The following is a 20,506-nucleotide window of genomic DNA, read 5'->3' on the forward strand; positions in this document are numbered from 1 at the left end:
TCCTCACATCCCTCCGGCGGAGGGCAGGAGCCCGGCTGGGTTCCCTGTCGCCGAGGCGGCTCCGCCCTCGCTCTCCCACCCTTCTTCCTGCCACAGCGCCTCCTGCGCGTCATGGGTGGTGTCCTCGCTCGCCATGACGGCGCTGGCGCTCAGGAGGCTGCCAGGGGTGGCCGCGGCGGACATCAGCCGGGCGGCGGCGGCAGCGCCGGTCTCCGGCGGGATCACCAGCAGGTCCCAGCGGCCCGCGGTGTAGGAGAGGAGGATCAGCTTGTTCGCGTCCTGCTCTTCGGCGAACCAGCCCACGTGCACCGTGTGCCCGGTCACCGGCACCTTTCGCGGCACCACGGGCCAGTGGGTCGGGTTCACCGTGACATGGGTGATCCGGCCCCAGCGCGCGTCCAGCACGTCGGTCAGAGCGGGGAGTTCGCGGAAGAGATCGCGAGTGCGGGGCCACCAGGCGCCGTCCAGGAGACCCGGAGGTGATCCTGCCGGAGTGAAGGAGAGGCGGGCCGGTGACGAAGGTACGCGCTCGCCGATGATCGTACGGTCGATGGTCGCGGTCATGGCGCAGACCCGTCCCCGGGGCTCGTCTTCGACGTCCCGGTGTTGTTGCTCGCCGAGAACGACACCGGCGTGGGAGCCGGTGCGCGGAGTACTCCCGGTTTCTTTACTCTACTCCGGCCAGCGGTCCGTGAAGGTGCGCGTGACCAGCAACTTTCCTGGCGAAGGGGGGTCCGGCTCCGCCGCCGGGCGGCGCGCCCGCGCCCGGCACGCGGAGTACGGTGAAGTGACGAGGTCACCTCGCCGGGCGGACGCAACCCCGGGAAGACGGGCGAACACACATGGCCGACTCCGACGCTCCCCGCGTCCCGCAGCTTCTGCCGGACGAGGTCCACCAGGCCGTCAGACCCGGGACGGCCCTCTTGCGGCTGGTGACCACGCACACCCGCGAGCAAGTTCTCGACGGCGCGTGGTGGCCGCGTTCGCGCGACATCGGCGCCGAACTCCCCGGTCTGATCGCCGCGCTGACCGAGCACCTCGGCCCCGTCCTGCGCATCGGCCTGGACACCGGTGCCTGGGAAGAACTGCCGACCCGTCTGGTCATCGACGACCGGGTCGTGCACATCGAATCCTTCCCGATCGGTGACGACACCGTCCTCATCACCCGGGGCGACCAGGACCACTTCTCCCTGCTGGTGGTCCCGCCGCACGCGACGCCTGAAGCAGCCCGCGCCGCAATGACCAGGGCCGTCGAGGCCGGCAACGTCACCCAGGCCGAGCAGATCCTCATCGATACCGGCACCCCTCGCACACACCCGGTTCCCGCGGAAGAGCCGCAGACGGGCCGCGTACGCGGTGAGCGGTGAGGAAGCCGTCGAGGCTTCGGCGCTCCTTGGCGAGAGGGATGCAGGTTGCCGCGAAGGTGCAGATTAGACAGGCACCCATAGGAGACACTGCGTTATGTGACGCATGCGCAGAGTGATGGCAGTGGCGTGGGCCGGTGTGGTGCGCTGAGCCCTTCGGCGGTCTTGCCGGGGCTCGACGAGGAGCAGCTGCGGCTGCTGCGTCGGGTGGGGCGTGAGTGGGGGCGGGTGTCGGCTCCCGATGCGTGGCACCGGGCACTGCCCGTGGATTCCGATCTGGGCAGATTTCCGTCCCCTGCGGAGATCCAGCCCGTCGGTTGGGGTCGTCTGGTCAGCGTCTCGCCACTCGGTGGACAACCGCCCGCCCCCGGCATGGCCGCGGGAGAGCTGCCTCCAGGCCGATTGGGCCGCTTCGGCTACCACGTGCGACGCTTCGCCCTGGGGGCCGCCCTGAAAAGCACGGCGATCGCGCAGGAGCGGATGCGCAAGCTGGTGGCGTTGCCCGTGCTGTCCGCCGATGCCCTCTCCTCGGTTGCCTACGGGCCCGAGGCCATGCTCGCCGTCCTCGTGCTCGGCGGCGTGGCGGGACTGGCCTACTCCGTGCCGATCGCCGCCACGATCGTCTTCCTGATGCTGGCGGTGGGGGTGTCATACCGCCAGACGATCCGCGCGTATCCGCACGGCGGCGGCTCGTACATCGTCGCCAGCGACAATCTGGGCCGCGTTCCCGGACTGATCGCCGCCGCCGGCCTGATGACCGACTACATCCTCACGGTCGCCGTGTCGATCGCCTCCGGGGTCGCGGCGATCACCTCGGCAGTTCCCTCACTCGCCACCGACGCCGTCCCGATCGGCGTCGGTGTGATCGCCCTGCTGCTCGCCGGGAACCTGCGGGGCATCCGGCAGGCCGGCGCACTGTTCGCCGCGCCGACCTACGCCTTCATCATTGCGGTGTTCGCGCTCGTCGCCGTGGGCCTCGTCGACGCCGCCGGCCGCGGCTTCCACCCCACTGCGGCTCCGCACCTGAACACCACGGAGAGCGTCGGCGTACTGCTGGTGATGCGCGCCTTCGCCTCCGGGTCCACAGCGATGACCGGTATCGAGGCGATCTCCAACGCGGTGCCGGCATTCAAACCCGTGGAGTGGCGCAACGCCCGCACCACGCTGACCTGGATGGCCGGTCTGCTCATTGTGTTGTTCGCCGGCACGGTCGCCATGGTCCAACTCGACGGCGTCGTGCCCAGCACCCGGGAGACGGTCCTCTCCCAGCTCGCCCACCACAGCTTCGGCACCGGACCGCTGTACGTCCTCACCCAGGCCGCCACGGCCGCGGTCCTGCTGCTCGCGGCGAACACCGCCTACAACGACTTCCCTCGCGTGCTGTTCCTGCTCGCCCGTGACCGACACGCCCCACAGATCTTTCTACGCCTGGGCGACCGCCTCGCCTTCAGCAACGGAATCATTCTGCTGACGATCGCGGCGACGCTGGTCTACGTGGCCTTCAACGGCACGACCGCATCCCTGATCCCGCTGTACGCCGTCGGCGTCTTCCTGGCCTTCACCCTGTCCCAGGCCGGAATGGTGGTCCACTGGTGGCGCCTGCGTGACCGCCACTGGCGCAAGAGCCTGTTCTTCAACGCCACCGGCGCCCTGCTGTCGGCTGTCGTCTTCCTCACCGCCGGCCTCACCAAGTTCACCGAGGGCGCATGGGTCGCCGTGCTTGCCGTCGGACTGTTCCTGGTGGTGACGATGCGCATCCGGCACCACTACGAGACCGTCGGCAAGGCGCTTCGTCTGCACCCGCACGCCATCGAGTTGCCCACCCCCATCCTCCCGGCACACCCCAGCCCCGACGCGGCGCCGTCCGCGGCGACAACTCCGCAGTCCCCCACGGCACTTCCCGACGCCCGGACGGAAGAAGAGGACGAGGAGACACCCCAGGAGATCCGCCACCTATCGGTCGTCCCCATCGCGACCATGGACCTGGCCGGGATGCGCGCACTGGCCTACGCCGCCTCGCTCCACCAGCCCGTACTCGCCCTTCACGTCAGCCCCGAAGAGGACGAGGCCGAACGCTTCCGCCAGTACTGGACCCTGTGGGGCGACCACCTCCCGCTGGAAGTCGTGGTCTCCCCCTATCGCGCGATCGTCGCGCCACTGGTCCACTACATCGAAGCCCTGCACGCACAGCGCCCGGACCTCACCTTGACGGTCATCCTGCCGGAGACCGTCACGATGCGCAGGCGGTACCGCCTGCTGCACAGCAGGATCGCCCCACGGCTGCGGCACGCACTGCGCCCACTGCCGAAGATCGTCATCACCACCGTGCCCTTCCACGTGTAGCCACGTCCCCGTGGCTGTGTCTGTGGCTTTGCAGCATGCCAATCACCACATCGCCCACCTCGCAGGCGACCGCCAGCGTTATCCAGTGCCGCATCAGGCAACGTTCGCCCTGTTGACGACCTCGCGTAGGCGCTGATCTTGAGCGTTACCGACGTGGACGCAGTACCAGCGAGAGGTCCTGACATGAACGCTGACTCGATCACGATGCGCCGCTTCACCGAGCTGGACAGCGCCCGGCAGGCCCTTACCACCTGCTGGAGGCACGCCCCGAGCGCTACGCCACCCTGTTCGTGAACGGCAAGGCCGGTGACGGGAAGGTCCAAGCGCTGTACGCGGGAGGGGGTTACGTCGTCATCGGCGAGCAGCAGCCGCTGTCACCGGACGCGCCACGGCTGACCTGTATGGGGAGGCGGATCGCCAATCCTGTATGGGGAGGCGGATCGCCAACCCTTCGAAGCGGTGACGCCACATCATCAGCATCTCGCGGCGTTCGTTGACCGCGGTCGCCGCGGTCAGGTGAGGGAGCCGGACGACGTGGTGTTCCCAGCGGCGCCCGTCCGGCTGCCGGACGTCCACCAGGCACAGGTGCACCCACCGATGGGTGGAGATCTGCCGTTCGCCATGGGTCTTCCACTGCCTGATCGTCGACCCTCTCGCCTCGTGGCCCTCGGCATCTCGGACGAGGCTTGCGTCAGATGCGCGGCATCAAAGGACCGGAACGATGCGCAGGTCGGCTGGTGAATCCGAAATACGGCACAACGAGGGCTGTGCGAACGTGCTTGGGGGGATGCAGACCGGACCGATCTTCTCCCTACTAGGAGACGCAGGGGTACTACCCGCCGCAGCCTCCGACCGGGTACTACCCGTACCCGCCGCAGGGCTACTACCCGCCGCAGCCTCCGACCGCGGACGGGGGGAACAGATGAAGGTGCTCCCGCAGCTCACTGCCGACGATGTCTCGGGCGCCGTGGTCGGGGCGAAGGCCACCTTCAGGGCAACTCTTCTCCCCTTGGCGTGTGGGGGCCGGGTCTCGCCGGCGGGTACGAGGTGCACTTCCCGGGCAACAAGAAGTACCAGCAAGCCACGGCCAGCGCCTCGATCACGCCTGCCCTCTTCGCCCGTTGATGTCTGGTTGACGCGGGCTGTGCGACCTTCGTTCGGAACCGGTGCCCGGCGCATCGCCGCCGGGCACCACCCAGGTGTCGAGGCACGTGCCGTCCTGCCCGGTCAACTGTGACGGCAACGACGGCACACGTGAGCTGACACCAGCGGTCAGCCGAACACGGGCCGACTGATCAGGCAGTGTCGCTGCACAGACCTGCCCAACGCTACGGATCAGAAGGTTGCAGGTTCGAATTCTGCCGAGCGCACAGCAGGCCGGGAGGCCCCGTCGAGGAATCGACGGGGCCTCCGGTGTTTCTGATGCCCTGAGTGGTCCCGCCCGAGGAGGCCGGGGCCCTGTGTTGGGCCGGGGCCCGTTGGTGTTCCTAGGCGAAGTCGACGGCCGCCACTGCGGGGCCTGCGAGGGCCAGGGCGTACTGGAGCGCGACGGTGCGGCGGCGCGTTGTGTGGCTCATCGCGGCGTTGGGGAGGCAGAGCGCCGACAGGCCCGTGGCGGCGGACAGGGCCAGGGGCCACTGGGCCGGGCCTGTCAACGGGCCGCTTGCACCGTCTCCGGTGTATGCCTGCCGGAGCACGATGACGGCGAAGGCACCGTAGGCGAGGGCGAGGAGCAGCAGGCCGACCGATGCCGCGGCCGTTCACGTCGAGCGTCGGGGTACCACCACGATCTGGTCCGGGTCCTCGTAGACGACGTGGCCAGGGGAGCGGGAGTGGAGGCGGTGGCAGGGGATGCGGTGGGTGCGGAGGATGGCGAGGTAGCCGTCGACGCGGGTGATCAGGCGGGGGGACGTGGACTTGAACCAGGCGGCGGCGCCGGGGTGGCGGGTGCGGTCGTAGACGGTGGGGTCGACGTCGGTGGGGTTGGTGAAGTGGGCGTCGTACCAGTCGTTGGAGGCACGGCGGAAGCGTTCCTGGGCCGGGGTGAGGAGGCCCTGGCGGGCGAGACCGTTGACGAGGGCGAAGACGCCGGGGAAGGAGCCGTGGTCGTTGCGGGTCGCGCCTTGGAAGCGGACGTGGTGGGGGATGGCGGCGGGGCGGCTGCGTGGGGGCACGGGGCTCCTGTGGGCGTGGGGCGGGGCTCCTGAAGTGGGGCGGGAGCTTCAACGGGGCGCGGGGGTGGGGCTCGCAGGTCTGGGGTCTGGGGGCTCGTGGTTCGGGGGCTCGTGGCCCTGGTGGCGGAGGGTGCGCGGGGTGTCTGGTGGCGTGAGGGGGAAGGATTAGGCATTGGGGCGGAGTTCGCGTAGAGTTCTGTTTACCGACGCGGGGTGGAGCAGCTCGGTAGCTCGCTGGGCTCATAACCCAGAGGTCGCAGGTTCAAATCCTGTCCCCGCTACTGATGCCGTAGGCCCGGTGGATTCGTCCACCGGGCCTACGGCTTTTTTGCGTGGGGATGCGCCCGCGGCGGGCTTCAGGGGGCGGGCCCGGACCTCGTCGACGGCGGCCGCCCGCACCTGGGCGCTGGAACATCTCGATCGGCCGGTGGGTGGCCGTACGCTTGCGGGGTGTGGCGATGTACGGGTCCGCGGTGGTCGTTGGAGGGGGAAGCGGGGGGAGAACGGGGGTTTCGGCAGGGGCTCGGTTGGTACTGCGCGGAGCGGGGCGCGGAGCGGGTCAGCGCGCTGACCGCGGGGAAGTGGCTGGCGTTTTCCGTGGTGGGGGAGCGGCGATGCCTGGGGGTGCGGCGCGGCGGGCGGTGGATCGTCTGCCCGTACGAGGCGGCGATCCCGGGGGCGGCGGCGCGGGATCAGTGCGAGGCGTGTGCCCGGCTGGACCGTTCGCGGTCGGTGGCGGCGGACACCATGGCCGATGATCCGCGCCCGTACGGCGTCTACCTCGCGTATTTCGGGCCCGGCCTGGTGAAGGTCGGGATCACGGCGGCCGAGCGCGGGGCGGCGCGGCTGGTGGAGCAGGGGGCGGTGGCGTACGCGTGGCTGGGGCGCGGGCCGCTGATGGCGGCGCGCCGGGCGGAGGCGGTGCTCGGGAGCGCGCTCGCGGTGCCGGACCGGTTCGCCAAGGAGGCGAAGCGGGCGGCGCGAGGGGTGTTGCCGGCGGTGGCGGAGCGGCGTGCGGAGCTGGCCGAACTGCACGCGCGGGCACGGGGGTTGCCCGGGTGGCCGGAGACGTTGGAGCCGGTGGACTTCACGTTCGGCGATCACAGTGAGCTGTTCGGGCTGGCGCGTATTCCGGCGGACGCCGCCGAGCTGGGGGCGATGGCGGCGGGCGCGGAGGTGGTGGGGGAGGTGCTGGCGGGGGCCGGGACGGACGTGTACGTGCGGGTGCGGATCCGGGGGGTGTCCGAGGTGGCCGGGGCGGCTGCGGAGGGTGGGGTGTTTGCGCCTGGGGCTGGGGCTGGGGCTGGGGCTCGGGCTGCGGCGGGCGCCGGGAGCGGGGGCGGTCCTGGCGGTGGGCTTCGGCGTTCCGGTGAGGAGGGGGCGGTCGGTGAGGTGGTGGCGGTGCTTGATGCTCGGTTGTTGTCCGGGTGGGTGCTGGGGGCCGCGCGGGGTGAGGTGACGACGGTTCCCGTGCGGGTGGCGTCGTACGGGAGAGGGGGCCGCCGGGGTGGAGAGGAGGGGGACGGCGGGCAGGAGGGGCTGTTCTGAGGTTGGGGGGAGGGGAGCGCTCCGGCGTCCAGGGGGCGTTGGGGAGGCGTATGGGCCCCCGGGTCAGGCGGTGGCGCCGGGCGCCTCGGGCGGGGTGGTGCCTCGGGCGGCTCGGGTGCCTCGGGTGGCTCCGGTAAGGCGGTGGCGTCGGCTTCCCGGATGAGACGGCCCCTCCCGGGCGCGGGGTGGTGGTGCCGGAGCGGGGCCGGGGCCGGGGCGTGCGAGGGGGTGCCTGGGGGTGGGGGCCGGTGTTCCGCCGAGGCGGGGTGCCGCCGCCTGGAGGAGCGCGCCGCCGAGGGAGGGCCGTGAGGTGGTGTCGGGGCGGTCCGGTGTACGGGGTGGCCTGGTGGGGGCCCGGTTCGTGGGGTGAGGGTCAGGCCGTCGTTGTCGCCTCGGCCGTCGGTGCTGGTCCGGTCGCTGCCGCCGCTGTTGTCAGGGCGTGGAGGGCGGTGCGTAGGTCGTTCAGGGTCGCCTCGTCGGTGACGCGTTCGGTGGTGGGGTCGATCTTCGGGCCGATGGCGGGGATTTCGCGGCAGGCGTCCATGACGACCTGGCCCGTCATCATGCGGAGCACTTCCCGCAGTTGCGCGTTGGCGTGATCGCCGCCGGTGGGGAATGGCGACGCGGTGATCACGGCGACCGGCTTGTCGACGCATTCGCCGCTGCTGACCAGCCAGTCGAGCGCGTTCTTGAGGGCGCCCGGGATGCCGTGGGCGTACTCGGGGCTGACGACGAGCAGTGCGTCGGCGGCGGCGACGGTGGCGCGGAGGGCGGCGACGGGCTCGGGTGGGGTGGCGCCCTCGCCGTCCAGGTCGGGGTTGAAGTGCGGCAGGGCGGCGATGTCGGCGGTGGTGGCCGGGCCGTCGAAGAAGGCCAGCGCGGAGCGCAGCACGGCGCCGTTCGAGGAGCGGGCGCGCAGGCTGCCGGACAGGGCGACGAGTCTCATGGGGTGACCGTACGCCGGGCGTTGGGCCGCTGCGGCGGGTGTTCGGGTGGTCGAGGGCGGGTGGTTGTCCCTCGGGGGCTGGGTTCGGTGTTGCGGTGCCCTGCGTGGGTCTCCGGTGCTCAAGCGCCCTGGGGCCCGGGCGCTCCGTGTCCTGGGGCGGATCGGTGGGGAAGGCAGCGGGCGGGTGAGGTGTCAGAAGTAGGGGCGGGCCGGGTTGTTGCAGGTCAGGGCGATTGTCAGTGGTGGGTGAGAAGGTGGAACGCAGTGATCGGGGTGGGCCGCGCGGGGGGCGGTCCAGCTCGGTCGTGGCCAGCTTGTTCGCGGCGGGGGAGTTGATGAGCGGGGGTGTGGAGAGAAGGCGGCGTCCGGGTGGGGAGAAACGCGTGGGAGCGGCGCGCAGGTCGTGACGGGCCTGAGCCGGGAGGGCCGGCGGGCGCCGCGAACAGGTGGGGACGGGCGGCAGCAGCCATTGGCGGAACGGGAACGGGAACGGGAACGGGAACGGGGGCAGGGGCGAGAGCGGGGAGACAGGGGGGACGAGACGGCCGGGCCGAACCTGGCACCGTGCGCGGGGCGGGGCGAGTGAGAGGAGGGGCAGCAGCGCGCAGGCCGTGACGGGCCTGGGCCGGAGGAGCGGGGAGCGGCCACCAGGCGGTGACGGGCCTGGGGCGGAGAGGCCGGGGCCCGAGACGCAAGGGGAGCTTGGGCCTTGGGCTCGGGGGCGAAGTCGGTGCCGGGCGAGAGGGGGGCGATGCCGGGGGCTGGGGTGAGCTGAGGTGACTTGGGGGCGCGGCGGCCGGTGTCGGGGAGCGGGGGAGCGGGGGAGCGCGGCAACGACGGGTCTTGGACAGCTTGGCTTCGGATTCGGGGGCGCAGGCGGTGTCGTACGCGGGGGAGGCGGCGGTGAGGGGAGCGCTGACGGGGGAGCGCTGACGGGAAGTGCTGAGGGGCCACATTGAGGCCGCGTGTTCAAGGGCGTGTGCTGACGGGGCACGTTGAGGCTGCGTGTTGAGGACGTGGGCCGAGGGGCCACGTTGAGGCCGTGCGGTCACGCCGCAGGCTGGGGGGATTCTCAGGGTATTCACAGAAAGGGGAAAGGGGGCTCTCACGGGGGAGGGGGACGTTCGGGGCATGACCGTGACTTCATCGCCGTCCGCTGTTTCCGCGGGGCCTTCGGGTGCCCGGCCGTACCGGTCCGCCGTGGGGGGCGGCGGGGAGGCCCGGGCGCCCGGTGGGCAGCCCGGGCTGCGGCGGGCCGACGGGAGTCCGGTGCGGGTGCTGGTGGTGGACGACGAGTCCTCGCTCGCCGATCTGTTGTCGCTCGCGCTCCGCTACGAGGGCTGGGACATCAGGTCCGAGGGCGACGGCGCCGGAGCGCTGCGCTGCGCCCGGAGCTGGCGGCCGGACGCGGTGCTGCTCGATGTGATGCTGCCGGACATGGACGGGTTGACGGTGCTGGCCCGGCTGCGGCGTGAACTGCCGGACGTTCCGGTGCTGTTCCTGACGGCCAAGGACTCCGTCGAGGACCGGATCGCCGGGCTGACGGCGGGTGGCGACGACTACGTCACCAAGCCGTTCAGCTTGGAGGAGGTGGTCGCCCGGCTCCGGGGCCTGTTGCGCCGGGCGGGGGCCGCGGCGGCGAAGAGCGCCTCGGTGCTGACGGTGGGCGATCTGACGCTGGACGAGGACAGCCATGAGGTGACGCGCGGTGGGGACGACATCCGGCTGACGGCCACCGAGTTCGAGCTGCTGCGGTACCTGATGCGTAACCCGCGGCGGGTGCTGAGCAAGACGCAGATCCTGGACCGGGTCTGGAGCTACGACTTCGGGGGGCAGGCCAACGTCGTCGAGCTGTACATCTCGTATCTGCGACGGAAGATCGACGCCGGGCGGGAGCCGATGATCCACACCCGGCGCGGCGCGGGCTATCTGATCAAGCCGGCGGGCTGACGCGGACGCGGACGCGGACGGGGATGCGGATGCGGAGATGCGGACGATGACGTACCGGGGAGGGGAAGCGGGCGGGGGAGTGGGGGACGGTGCCCTGCCGGAGCGCCGTCGAAGTGCCGGGGACGAAGCCCGGGCCTGCGCCCCGGAAGCCGCTTGGCCGGAAGCCGCTTCGCCGGAGGCCGCAACCGCGGAGGCCACCATCCCGGAAGCCACCTCCCCGATGGCTGCTCCCTCGGAGGCGACGGCCCGTGCCCGCACTCGTACGGCTTCAGGCGCAGCAGCCGGTGCCCGCACCCGCCTCCGTAGGCGTACGCGCTCGGGGGGAAGGGGCGAGCCCGGCCCCTGTACCGGTCCCGGCGCGCGTACCCGTACAGGCACCTCCACTCGTACGGAACCTCCCCTCGGTACGGGCGTCCCCACCCGTAAGGGAATCCTCACCGGACCACGCATCCGCCGCCCCTGGTCCCTGCGGACGCGCCTGGTCGTGTCCGCCGTTGGGTTGATTGCCGTGGTGGGGACGGTGATCGGGGTGGTGACGGCGGTGGCGTTGCACTCGTATTTGCAGGAGCAGCTGGACGGGCGGCTGGAGGAGGCGGTGGGGCGGGCGGCGCGGCCGCCGCGGGAGGTGATGGTGCATGCCGGGAGCCTCGACTTCGTCGCGTTGGGTGGTCAGCACTGGGGGACGGTGGGGGCGCGGGTGGCGCCCGACGGGTCGGTGGGGGCCGGGGCGCGGGGCAACGGTTCGCTGAGCCGGGTGCCGTCGGAGCGGCTGGACGCGTTGTCCGCCGGGCAGGTGGCGGCGCTCGGGGCGGTACCGAGGGACGGGCGGCCGCACACGGTCACCCTGGCGGGGCTCGGCGACTACCGGGCGGCGTTCGCGCCGGACGAGTCGCTGGTGATGGGGCTGCCGCTGGACGATGTGCAGGACACGGTGGGGACGTTGGTGGCTGTTGAGGCGTGTGTGACGGGTGCGGGGCTGCTCGCGGCCGGGATCGCCGGGGCCGCGATGGTCGGGTACGCGCTGCGTCCGCTGCGCCGGGTCGCCGCGACGGCCACGTCGGTCGCGGAACTCCCGTTGCATCAGGGGGAGGTGGCGCTGCACGTCCGCGTACCGGAGAGCGAGTCGGACGGGCGGACGGAGGTCGGGCAGGTCGGCGCGGCGCTCAACCGGATGCTGGGGCACGTCGGGTCGGCGCTGGCGGCGCGGCAGGAGAGCGAGATGCGGGTGCGGCGGTTCGTCGCCGACGCCAGCCATGAGCTGCGGACGCCGCTCGCCTCGATCCGCGGGTACGCCGAATTGACCCGGCGCGGCGACGAACGCCCCGGCCCACAGACCCGCCACGCCCTGGGGCGGATCGAGTCGGAGGCGGAGCGGATGTCCGGGCTGGTGGAGGACCTGCTGCTGCTCGCCCGGCTCGATTCGGGGCGCCCGTTGGCGTACACACCGCTGGACCTGTCGCCGCTGGTCGTGGACGCGGTGAGCGATGCGCAGGCGGCGGGGCCCGGGTACCGGTGGCGGCTGGATCTGCCCGTCGAGCCCATGACCGTACGCGGGGACGGGGCCCGGTTGCAGCAGGTGCTGGTGAACCTGCTGGCCAACGCCCGGGTGCACACGCCGGAGGGAACGACCGTCACGGCGCGGGTACGGGCGGCGGACGGCGGCGGCGCGGTCCGGCTGGAGGTCGGCGACGACGGTCCCGGCATCGCGCCGGAGTTGCTGCCGCGCGTCTTCGAACGGTTCGCGCGGGGTGATGCGTCCCGCTCCCGGGTGGCGGGGAGTACGGGGTTGGGGTTGGCCCTGGTGCAGGCGGTGGTTGCGGCGCATGGCGGGAGGGTGACGGTGGAGAGTGTGCCGGGGCGGACGGTTTTTGCGGTGGTGTTGCCGGGGGTGGGGTCGTGACCTGGACTGATACCGGCGCGGCGGGGGGATGTGGGGCCGGGGGCGGGTGGGCGCCGGTGCCGTAGGGGTGGATCTGGCGCCAAGGCCGGCGCCGGAGCCCGAGCCGCAGCCGACCCCGGTACCGCAGGGGGGCGAGCCCGAGCCGGAGTCAGGGCCAAGGCCGACATCCGAGCCGGAGGCCCGAGCCGCGGCCGACCGGTGCCGAAGGGGCTGCGCCCGAGCCGGATCCAGGGCCGAAGCTGGAGGTCAGGGCCGGGAGCCCGCGCCCGAGCCCGTATCGCGTTGATCTCACAGCTCGAACACAGCGTCAGCACACCCCTGTGACAGCGGGGTTGGCGAGCGTTCCCCCTGTGACGCCAAGCGAGACGCCAAGCGACAGGAAACCGAGCGGTACGCCGAGGAGCGGTACGGGTGAGCCGGAACGGCACGGCCACCCGGGCCGGCGCGGCAAGCCGGACCCTCAAGGCGGCCGGCAGGCTCAGCCGAACCGGCAGGCCCAACAGGCCCAACCGAACCGGCGGGAGCAGGGCCACCTCGGTGAGGCCCGTGAGGCCCGTGAGGCCCGTGAGGCCCATGAGGCCGATCAGGCCCATCGAGCCGGTGAGCCCGCCGAGGCCACGCCGTCACCGGACGCATGGAACGCCTTGGAGACCTTGCCGGTCCGGGAGCACCTACGTCCCGGCGGCAGCGGTACCGTCCTCGACGTCGTCATCCCCGTCCACAACGAGGAACGCGACCTCGGGCCGTGCGTACGGCGGTTGCACGCGCATCTGAGCCGGACGTTCCCCTACGGGTTCCGGATCACCATCGCCGACAATGCCAGCACGGACCGCACCCCGGAGGTCGCCGCCCGGCTCGATGACACGTTTGACGAGGTCACGGCCGTACGGCTGGAGCAGAAGGGGCGGGGGAGGGCGCTGCGGCAGGTGTGGTCGATGTCGGGGGCACCGGTGCTGGCGTATATGGACGTCGATCTGTCCACGGACCTCAACGCGCTGCTGCCGCTGGTCGCGCCGCTGATCTCCGGTCACTCGGATCTGGCGATCGGCTCGCGGCTGGCGCGGAGTGCGCGGGTGGTGCGCGGGCCGAAGCGGGAGTTCATCTCGCGGACGTACAACCTGATCCTGCGGGGGTCGCTGGCGGCGCGGTTCTCCGACGCGCAGTGCGGGTTCAAGGCGATCCGCGGTGACGTCGCCGCGCGGCTGCTGCCGCTGGTCGAGGACACCGGCTGGTTCTTCGACACGGAGATGCTGGTCCTGGCGGAGCGGGCCGGGCTGCGGATCCACGAGGTGCCGGTGGACTGGATCGACGATCCGGACAGCACCGTCCACCTGGTCCGGACGGCGACCGATGACCTCAAGGGGGTCTGGCGGGTGGGGCGGGCGCTGACCACCGGGGCGTTGCCGTTGGACCGGCTGGCGCGGCCGTTCGGCGACGATCCACGGGACCGGGCCCTCGCGGGCGTGCCGGGCGGACTGGCCCGGCAGCTCGTCGGCTTCTGCGCGGTCGGCGCGCTCAGCACGCTCTGCTACCTCGGGCTGTACTCGCTCGCCCGGCTGGGCGTCGGCCCGCAACTCGCCAACGCCATGGCGCTGTTGCTGTCGGCGTGTGCGAACACCGCGGCCAACCGGCGGCTGACGTTCGGCGTACGGGGCCGGGACCGGGCGGTGCGCCACCAGGCGCAGGGTCTCGCCGTGTTCGCCATCGGACTGGCTCTGACCAGCGGTTCTCTGGCCGCGCTGGACGCCGCCGCGGGCCATCCCACGCACGCCACCGAACTGGCCGTCCTGATCGCGGCGAACCTCGCCGCCACCGTCCTGCGCTTCCTCCTGTTCCGGGCTTGGGTCTTTCCCGACCGCGAACGGCGCCAGGGGACGGGGGGAACGGTGCCGGACGCCCCGGCCACGGTTGCTGCCGTCCCGGATGCGCAGGAGGTGCCCGGCGCGACGCCCGGTTTCCCGCCCCGCGCGACGCCCGGCGGCCCGGCATCCGGCAACACGTCCCCACCCCACCCCGCACCCCACGTCCCCGACCCGTCCCACACCACCCGGAGTACCCGATGACCCCCCAGCCGCAGACCGAGGACACGGCAGCCCTGCCCCCGTACGACGATCCCGCACACGGGCCCGCGCGCGGGACGACGGACGGCTGGCGGGGACTCCCCGCCCGCTGCCTGCGCGGCCGATCCGACGACCCCCGCTGGGCACGGCCCGGGCTGCTGGTGTTGTTGCTGGTCACCGCCGTGCTCTACCTGTGGGACCTGTCGGCCTCCAGGTACGCCAACCAGTTCTACTCGGCGGCGGTGCAGGCGGGCAGCGAGAGCTGGAAGGCGCTCTTCTTCGGCTCGTCGGACGCCGCGAACTCCATCACCGTCGACAAGCCCCCGGCCGCGCTGTGGCCGATGGCGCTGTCCGTGCGCCTCTTCGGGCTCGGGGCCTGGCAGGTGCTGGTGCCCCAGGCGTTGATGGGCGTCGCGACGGTCGGGGTGCTGTACGCGGCGGTGCGGCGGCGGTTCGGGGCGGGCGCCGGGCTGCTGGCCGGGGCGGTGCTGGCGGTGACGCCGGTGGCCGCGCTGATGTTCCGCTTCAACAACCCCGACGCGCTGCTGTGCCTGCTGATGGTGGGCGCCGTCGCCGCCGCACTGCGAGCCCTGGAGACGGGGCGGACGCGGTGGCTGCTGGTGGCCGGGGTCTGCTTCGGGTTCGGCTTCCTCACCAAGACGTTGCAGGCGTGGCTGATCCTGCCGCCGGCGGCGCTGGTGTACCTGTGCTGCGCGCCGGTCGGCCGGGCCCGCCGCGTCGGGCAGCTGCTGCTCGCCGGGCTGGTGACCGTGGTGACGGGCGGCTGGTGGGTGGCGCTCGTCGAGCTGTGGCCCGCGGCGTCGCGCCCGTACATCGGCGGTTCGCAGCACAACAGCTTCCTGGAGCTGACCTTCGGCTACAACGGGTTCGGCCGGATCACCGGCAACGAGACCGGCAGCGTCGGCGGCTTCAAGGGCGGCCCCGGCGGCGGTGGTCGCTGGGGGGACACCGGTCCGGCCCGGCTGTTCTCCTCGGACATGGGCGGGCAGATCTCCTGGCTGCTGCCTGCCGCGCTGATCCTGCTGGTCACGGCCGTATGGCTGCTGCGGCGGGCCCGGCGGGCGACCGCCGCGCACGAGGCGGCGCAGCGGGCGGAGTTCCTGCTGTGGGGCGGCGCGTTGCTGATGACGTTCGTGACATTCAGCTTCATGTCCGGGATCTTCCACCAGTACTACAACATCGCGCTGGCGCCGTATGTGGCCGCGCTGACCGGCATGGGCACGGTGCTGCTGTGGCGCCGCCCGGGCCGTGGCGGGCGTGTGGTGCTCGCCGTGGTGGTCGCGGTGACGGCGGTCTGGTCGTACGTACTGCTGGACCGCTCGCCGGAGTGGCTGCCGTGGCTGCGGTGGGTGGTGCTCGTCGTGGGCGTGCTCGCCGCGCTCGGCCTGCTGGTCCCGGCGGGCGGTGGCGCGGCGCGGCGTCGTACGGCGCCGGTCGCGGCCACGCTCGGCGCGGCGGTGGCGCTGGCCGGTCCGGTGGCGTACACGCTGAACACGGTCGCCACCCCGCACCGCGGCTCGATCATCACGGCCGGACCGGCGGTACGGAGCGGCCACGGCTTCCAGGGCGGCGGCCCCGGCGGAAAGGGCGGCCTGCCCGGCGGGAGGAACGGCTCCCCAGGAGCGAACGGCGGCGCCTGGACCGGGCGCCCGCCGGGCACCGGGACGGGCCACGGCGGCGCCGGATTCCCGGGGCAGGGCGGCCGGGGCGGGTTCCCGGGCGCCGGTGCCCTCGGCGAACGAGGCGGACCGGGCGGCGGCATGGGCGGACTGCTCGACGGCAGCAAGGTCAGCGCCGCGGCGCGGGCGCTGGTGTCGAAGGACGCCGAACGCTACACCTGGGCCGCGGCGGGGATCGGCTCCCAGAACGCCGCGAGCTACCAACTCGCGACGCAGAAGCCGGTGATGGCGATCGGCGGTTTCAACGGCAGCGACCCGTCCCCGACCCTCGCCCACTTCAAGAAGCTGGTGGCGGACGGCCGGATCCACTACTTCCTCGCGGGCGAAGGCGGCCCGGGCGGCGGCGCCGGTGGCGGTCGCGGAAAGGGGCACGGAGGCGGCCGTGGAGGCTTCCCGGGCGGCGGCCGCGACAGCCGGGGCACCGCGTCCGCGATCTCCTCCTGGGTGACGAAGACCTTCACCAAGGTCACCGTCGGCGACGCCACCTTCTACGACCTGACGGCGCCGAAGAAGTGAGGTGCGGGCCCTGAGCCGCTGAGGGGCCCTGGACGTCGGCAGGCCCGCACCCTCAAGGCGGACCCTGAGCCGTTGAGGGTCCCGGGCGTCGGCAGGCCCGCAGCCTCAAGGCGGGCCGCAGCGCCGGACTCGCGCCACGGGAGCGCCCACTCGTCCCACAGGGACGCCAACTCGCCCTACAGGAACGCCGTTTCACGTGAAACGAGCGCGCCCCCGGCCGGATTCACGTGAAACCGGCCGGGGGCGCGCTCGTATGGGCTCCAACAGAGGCTCCCAAAAAGCGTTGTACGCCGTACAGCTCACTCTCGTACGCTCTACGACGCCGCCCCGGGCCCCTACGCCCCGCTCCGGCGCCCAGCGCGGGCAATTCCGCACCGGGCGCCCGCACCGCTCCACCGGTGCCCGGCAGTTCGGGCCTCACGGACCCCCGGAACTCCAGGCGCCCGGCCCCACCGGAGCACCTGAACCCACGCGGGTCTCCAGGGCGGCACGTCCCCTTCCGCTCACCACCCGCCACGGGAGCCGCACATGCCCCCCTCCGCCCACGACACCGCACCCTCGCCCTCGTCCGCCCCACCCGCAGGAACCGACCGCTCCTCCGCCACACGCTGGTTGATCCTCGCGGTCATCTGTCTCGCGCAGCTGACCGTCATCCTCGACAACACCGTGCTGAACGTCGCGATCCCCTCCCTTACCGAGGATCTGGGGGCCACCACCGCCGATGTGCAGTGGATGGTCAACGCGTACTCGCTCGTCCAGTCCGGGCTGCTGCTCATCGCCGGGAACTCCGCCGACCGCTACGGGCGCAAGAAGATGCTGGCCATCGGGCTGGCGCTGTTCGGGCTCGCCTCGCTCGGGGCGACCCTGGCGACCTCGCCCGGGATGCTGATCGCCGCCCGCGCCGGGATGGGCGTCGGCGGCGCGCTGCTGGTCACGACCACGCTCGCCGTCGTCATGCAGATCTTCGACGACGCCGAGCGGCCCAGAGCCATCGGCATCTGGAGCTCCGTCAGCTCCCTGGGCTTCGCCGCCGGTCCGCTCATCGGCGGGGCGCTGCTCGACCACTTCTGGTGGGGCTCGCTCTTCCTGGTCAATCTGCCGGTCGCGGTCCTCGCGCTGTGCGCGGTGCTCACCCTCGTACCGGAGTCGAAGAGTCCGGGCACCGAGCGGCCCGATCCGCTCGGCGCGGTCCTGTCGATGATCGGTATGGTCGGGGTGGTCTTCGCGATCATCTCCGGACCGGTCGACGGCTGGCTCTCCGGGAAGGTGCTGGTCTCCGCCGCCGTCGGGTTCGCCGGTCTTGCGGTCTTCGCGCTCTGGGAGCTGCACACCCCGTATCCGATGCTGGACATGCACTTCTTCCGCAACCGCCGCTTCATCGGCGCCGTCTCCGGCGGCATCCTCGTCGCCTTCGGCATGGGCGGCTCGATGTTCCTGCTCACCCAGCATCTCCAACTCGTCCTCGGGTACGGGCCGCTGGAGGCGGGGCTGCGGATGGCGCCGCTCGCCGTCACCGTCGTACTGATCAACTTCACCGGGCTCGGCGCGCGGCTGATGCCCCGCCTCGGCACCCCCGGAATGATCGTCTCCGGGATGTCGCTGCTCGCCGCGGGCCTCCTCCTCATCGCGACGCTCGGCGGCTCCGGATACGGCGGCATGCTCGCCGGGCTGATCGTGATGGGCGCCGGGATCGCGCTCGCCATGCCCGCCATGGCCAACGCGATCATGTCGGCCATCCCGCCCGCCAAGGCGGGCGTCGGCGCCGGGGTCAACGGCACGCTCATGGAGTTCGGCCAGGGGCTGGGCGTGGCGGTGCTCGGCGCGGTGCTCACCGCCCGTTTCCAGGCGCTGCTGCCGGTGGCCGCCGCCGGGGCCGGGTCGCTGGCCGCGGCGCTCGCGAAGTCCGGTACGGGCGCGGAGCGCACCGCCGTCCACGACGCGTTCGCCGCCGGTATCGGCACCGGTCAACTCACGGGCGCCGCCGCGGTGTTCCTCGGCGGGCTGCTCGCCGCCGTCCTGCTGCGGCGGGCGGAGCGGTCGGCCGGTCCGTCGGCCGGCCCGGCGGCGCCGGAGGGAGCCGCCGCCGCGGCGGAATAGCATCGAAAGCGGAGCACGTCCCGCTCGGCGGGAGGCGAAGCGCGAGGGAGAGGCGTCATGGCAGCGGCAGGAGAGGGCGCCGGGAAGCGGCCGAAGAGCGTCTGGCTGGGCGGGCGTCCGCCGCTCAAGCGGAAGGCGGACCAGCCGGACGGACTCGACCTCGACAAGATCGTCGCGGCGACCGTCCGGCTGCTGGACGCCGACGGTCTGGCGAAGTTCTCGATGCGCCGCCTCGCCGCCGAGCTGGGCGTCACCGCGATGTCCGTCTACTGGTACGTCGACACCAAGGACGATCTGCTGGAGCTGGCCATCGACGCGGTCGCCGGCGAGATGCGGCTGCCCGACGAGGACGGCGGCGCCGACTGGCGCGACCAGCTGCGGGTGCTCGCCACCGCCTACCGCGACATGCTGCTGCGCCACCCGTGGGTGGCCCGGCTGCTCGGCGAGTACCTCAACATCGGCCCCCGCTCGCTGGCGTTCTCGAATGCCACGCTGCGGGTGATGGGCCGCAGCGGTCTGGAGCCCGAACGGGCCTCCGGCGCCCTCGCCGCGGTCTTCCACTTCGTCTACGGCTTCGCGACGATCCGCGCCCTGCACGAGGCCCGCTGCCGGGCCGCCGGGGTCTCCCTCGACGACTACTTCGCGCAGGTCACCGCCGCCATGGTGGACCGTCCCGAGTATGCCGAGACCCGTGAGCTGTCCGCCCGCGCCGGGTACGCCCGCGAGGGTCAGGGCATCGTCGAGATGCTCGACCGGGAGTTCGCCTTCGCCCTCGACCTCCAGATCGCGGGCATCGAGACGTTGCGGGACCGGGCCACCGGGGGCTGACCCGTAGGGGACCCGCTCGCCGAGGACCGAGCCCGTAGGGGCCGAGCCCGTACCGGACCGGGCACGAAAACCGGACCGGGCCGGGCCCGGGCACCCCCAAGGTGCCCGCGCCCGGCCCGGTCCCGTACGCCGATCCGTACCGTCGTGGTGTGCCGGTTCAGCCCGCCGTCGGCAGCGAATCCCCCTGCACCGCCTGGATGTCGAGCTGGACCCGCAGGGTCGTGCCGATCGCCGCGATACCGGCGGCCACGACCTGGTTGTAGTTCATCTTGAAGTCCTCGCGGCGCAGCTCCGCGGTGGCGCTGAAGGCCGCCCGCACACCGCCCCACGGGTCGGGCCCGGTGCCGAGGTAGCTCAGGCTCAGGTCGACCGGGCGGACGACGCCGTGCAGCGACAGGTCGCCGTGGACGGTCCAGCGGTCGGGTCCGGCCGGCTCCAGACCGGTGCTGCGGTAGGTGATCTCCGGGAACTCCGCGACGTTCAGGAAGTCGTCGGACCGCAGGTGACCGTCGCGCATGCCGTTGCCGGTGTCGATCGACGACGCCGCGATGACCGCCTCGACACCGGACTTCTCCAGGTCCTCGGCGATCTCGATCCGCCCGCTGAACTCGGTGAACCGGCCGTGCACGCTGGTGATGCCCAGGTGCTGCGCGGTCGCCGCGACCGTCGAGTGCATCGGGTCGATCGTCCAGGTGCCGGGCGGCGGCAGCTCCGCGCCGCCCTGCCGCGCCAGCACGACGTTGCCGACGTCCATCCGGCCGCTCGCCGTCACGATCGCGCTGGAAGCGACCGGCGCGTAGCCGACGGCCGTCACGATCACCGTGTACGGACCGGGCCGCAGCGGCTCGGTGCTGCGGATGGCGCCATCCTCGTCGGCCGTCGCGCGCAGCATCTGCGCGCCCGTCATGTCGGTGACGGTCAGCACGGCGTGCTGAACCGCCCAGCCGTCCCGTGTGCGGACCTGCGCCCGTACGCCCGCAGGTCCCGCGCCCGTCGAAGTCATTCCCACTCCCGTTTCTTGCCTGGTACGTATCGGGCTCCGGCAGCGGCCTGCAGGCCGTCCCCTGCCTGTGCGCAGCA

The 20,506-nt window shown here is 72.5% G+C and carries 14 protein-coding genes, 1 tRNA gene and 1 pseudogene; 10 read left to right on the forward strand and 6 right to left on the reverse strand.

What is annotated here, in order from left to right:
- Nucleotides 1–3: 3 nt before the first annotated feature.
- Complete coding sequence (locus tag OG422_RS16320; protein WP_143943447.1) at nt 4–564, reverse strand: DUF5994 family protein; 561 nt, start codon at nt 562–564, stop codon at nt 4–6.
- Nucleotides 565–842: 278 nt separating this feature from the next.
- Between OG422_RS16320 and OG422_RS16325 the strand changes: the two genes are divergently transcribed.
- Both OG422_RS16325 and OG422_RS16330 read left to right on the forward strand, forming a co-directional pair.
- On the forward strand, nt 843–1,367 hold the full coding sequence (locus tag OG422_RS16325; protein WP_405743497.1) for a DUF5994 family protein: 525 nt from the start codon (nt 843–845) through the stop codon (nt 1,365–1,367).
- A gap of 477 nt (nt 1,368–1,844) precedes the next feature.
- On the forward strand, nt 1,845–3,707 hold the full coding sequence (locus OG422_RS16330) for an APC family permease (RefSeq protein WP_405747820.1): 1,863 nt from the start codon (nt 1,845–1,847) through the stop codon (nt 3,705–3,707).
- A 453-nt stretch (nt 3,708–4,160) separates the two neighbouring features.
- On the opposite strand, the pseudogene OG422_RS16335 reads toward OG422_RS16330, so the two are convergent.
- The 3 genes and pseudogenes from OG422_RS16335 to OG422_RS16345 all read right to left on the reverse strand — a co-directional run.
- Nucleotides 4,161–4,349: pseudogene (locus OG422_RS16335) on the reverse strand (NUDIX hydrolase); the annotation flags it as partial.
- Between the two features lie 845 nt (nt 4,350–5,194).
- On the reverse strand, nt 5,195–5,362 hold the full coding sequence (locus OG422_RS16340; protein ID WP_405743498.1) for a hypothetical protein: 168 nt from the start codon (nt 5,360–5,362) through the stop codon (nt 5,195–5,197).
- Between the two features lie 105 nt (nt 5,363–5,467).
- Nucleotides 5,468–5,881, reverse strand: coding sequence for a hypothetical protein (locus OG422_RS16345; protein ID WP_405743499.1), 414 nt, complete (start codon nt 5,879–5,881; stop codon nt 5,468–5,470).
- Nucleotides 5,882–6,088: 207 nt separating this feature from the next.
- On the opposite strand from OG422_RS16345, the gene OG422_RS16350 reads away from it, so the two are divergent.
- Together OG422_RS16350 and OG422_RS16355 are read left to right on the forward strand one after the other, a co-directional pair.
- A tRNA-Met gene (locus tag OG422_RS16350) sits at nt 6,089–6,162 on the forward strand.
- A 199-nt stretch (nt 6,163–6,361) separates the two neighbouring features.
- On the forward strand, nt 6,362–7,429 hold the full coding sequence (locus OG422_RS16355; RefSeq protein ID WP_405747822.1) for a DUF2797 domain-containing protein: 1,068 nt from the start codon (nt 6,362–6,364) through the stop codon (nt 7,427–7,429).
- A 373-nt stretch (nt 7,430–7,802) separates the two neighbouring features.
- Here the strand turns inward: OG422_RS16355 and OG422_RS16360 are convergent, their stop codons facing one another.
- Nucleotides 7,803–8,375 (reverse strand): NADPH-dependent FMN reductase, encoded by a 573-nt coding sequence (locus OG422_RS16360; protein ID WP_143945001.1) that lies wholly within the window; start codon nt 8,373–8,375, stop codon nt 7,803–7,805.
- Nucleotides 8,376–9,506: 1,131 nt separating this feature from the next.
- Between OG422_RS16360 and OG422_RS16365 the strand changes: the two genes are divergently transcribed.
- From OG422_RS16365 to OG422_RS16390, 6 genes are all read left to right on the forward strand, one after another.
- Nucleotides 9,507–10,325 carry a response regulator transcription factor gene (locus OG422_RS16365; RefSeq protein WP_405743500.1) on the forward strand — a complete coding sequence of 273 codons (819 nt, stop codon included), beginning with the start codon at nt 9,507–9,509 and terminating at the stop codon, nt 10,323–10,325.
- 448 nt (nt 10,326–10,773) lie between these two features.
- Entirely contained in the window at nt 10,774–12,225 is a 1,452-nt protein-coding gene (locus OG422_RS16370; RefSeq protein ID WP_405747824.1) for an ATP-binding protein, read from the forward strand.
- A gap of 653 nt (nt 12,226–12,878) precedes the next feature.
- Nucleotides 12,879–14,288 carry a glycosyltransferase gene (locus OG422_RS16375; RefSeq protein ID WP_405747826.1) on the forward strand — a complete coding sequence of 470 codons (1,410 nt, stop codon included), beginning with the start codon at nt 12,879–12,881 and terminating at the stop codon, nt 14,286–14,288.
- Nucleotides 14,285–16,501, forward strand: coding sequence for an ArnT family glycosyltransferase (locus tag OG422_RS16380; RefSeq protein ID WP_405743501.1), 2,217 nt, complete (start codon nt 14,285–14,287; stop codon nt 16,499–16,501). Before OG422_RS16375 ends, OG422_RS16380 begins: the two co-directional genes overlap by 4 nt.
- A 528-nt stretch (nt 16,502–17,029) precedes the next feature.
- Nucleotides 17,030–18,598: an MFS transporter gene (locus OG422_RS16385; RefSeq protein ID WP_143943727.1), complete on the forward strand. Its 1,569-nt coding sequence runs from the start codon at nt 17,030–17,032 to the stop codon at nt 18,596–18,598.
- Between the two features lie 57 nt (nt 18,599–18,655).
- A complete protein-coding gene (locus tag OG422_RS16390) occupies nt 18,656–19,426 on the forward strand; it encodes a TetR/AcrR family transcriptional regulator (protein ID WP_405743502.1) in 771 nt (256 codons plus the stop codon).
- Between the two features lie 157 nt (nt 19,427–19,583).
- On the opposite strand, the gene OG422_RS16395 is transcribed toward OG422_RS16390, so the two are convergent.
- A complete protein-coding gene (locus OG422_RS16395) occupies nt 19,584–20,429 on the reverse strand; it encodes a YceI family protein (protein WP_405743503.1) in 846 nt (281 codons plus the stop codon).
- Nucleotides 20,430–20,506: the final 77 nt, after the last annotated feature.

The organism is Streptomyces sp. NBC_01525, from assembly GCF_045040405.1.
GTDB classification, from domain to species: domain Bacteria; phylum Actinomycetota; class Actinomycetes; order Streptomycetales; family Streptomycetaceae; genus Streptomyces; species Streptomyces benahoarensis.